Raw genomic sequence first — 1140 nt, forward strand, 5'->3', positions numbered from 1 at the left:
GCCGTCTCCTCCTTCTGCAGGAGAACCGGCCGTTCCTGCGCTCCGTGCTTCAGTGGGTCATCGACGACGTGCAGCAGCCGCTTACGGTCTGCCTGATCTCCAACAACGTCGTGAACATCGCCGCCAGCACGCTGGCCTCCAGCATCGCGCTGCACGTGTTCGGGCCTCGCGCCCTGGTGTGGGTGGTGCCCATCATGACGCTGCTCATCGTCATCTTCGGCGAGATCCTGCCGAAGAGCGCCGCGATGGTCCACTCCGAGGGCATCCTGCTGTTCACGTCCCCGATCCTTCGCCTGCTCTCCTTCGTCCTGCTGCCCTTCGCGTGGCTGATGCGAAAGTGCGTGAACTGCATCGGTTTCCTGCTGCACCTGAACCTGGAGACGAAGAAGGTGTTCGTGACGCGGGACGAGATCGAGCAGGTGGTGAAGATCGGGGAGGAGAGCGGCGCCCTGGAGGCCTCGGAGCGCCGGATGATCGACGGGATCATCGACTTCGACGAGACCCGCGTCCACGAGATCATGGTGCCCCGGACAGACATGCTGACGCTGGAGGCGGAGGACACGCTGGAGGAGGCCGTGAACCTCTTCATCGAGCACGGGCACTCCCGCATCCCCGTCTACGAGGAGAACCTGGACAACGTCGTCGGCATCCTCTACGTGAAGGACACGCTGAAGTGCCTGCGGGACGNGGACCTGAACTGCGAGGTGCGGAGCCTGCTGCGCCGGCCCATCTTCGTCCCGGAGACGATCCGGACGGCGGAGCTGCTGGAGGCCATGCGGCGGGACCACATTCACATCGCCATCGTCGTGGACGAGTACGGCGGCGTGGCGGGCCTCGTGACCATGGAGGACATCCTGGGGGAGATCGTGGGGGAGATCCAGGACGAGTACGACCAGGAGGCCCCCGACGTCCAGAGGATGGAGGACGGCAGCTACCTCGTCCAGGGCAGCACCAGCCTCGAGGACCTGAGCGAGGCGCTGAGCTGCCCCTTCGAGTCCGAGGACGCGGAGAGCCTTGGGGGGCTGGTGCTCCTTCTGTCGGGGGGCTTCCCGCGGGAGGGCGACGAGTTCCTCTATCGGGATTGGCGGATCAAGGTCGTGGACCTCGGTGAGCACCGGATCAAGGTCCTGAGCATGAGAC

General features: G+C 65.3%; 2 protein-coding genes. Both read left to right on the plus strand.

Annotated elements, in window-relative coordinates; genetic code table 11:
* Window positions 1-44 precede the first annotated feature (44 nt).
* The coding region (locus SY1_RS12825; RefSeq protein WP_423868990.1) for a CNNM domain-containing protein at window positions 45-687 on the plus strand (643 nt) is incomplete at its 3' end.
* Between the two features lie 17 nt (window positions 688-704).
* Window positions 705-1140, plus strand: a 436-nt coding sequence (locus tag SY1_RS12830; protein WP_423868991.1) for a transporter associated domain-containing protein, incomplete at its 3' end; no start/stop codon positions are given.

The organism is Fretibacterium fastidiosum (assembly GCF_000210715.1).
Taxonomy (GTDB): Bacteria; Synergistota; Synergistia; order Synergistales; family Aminobacteriaceae; genus Fretibacterium; species Fretibacterium fastidiosum.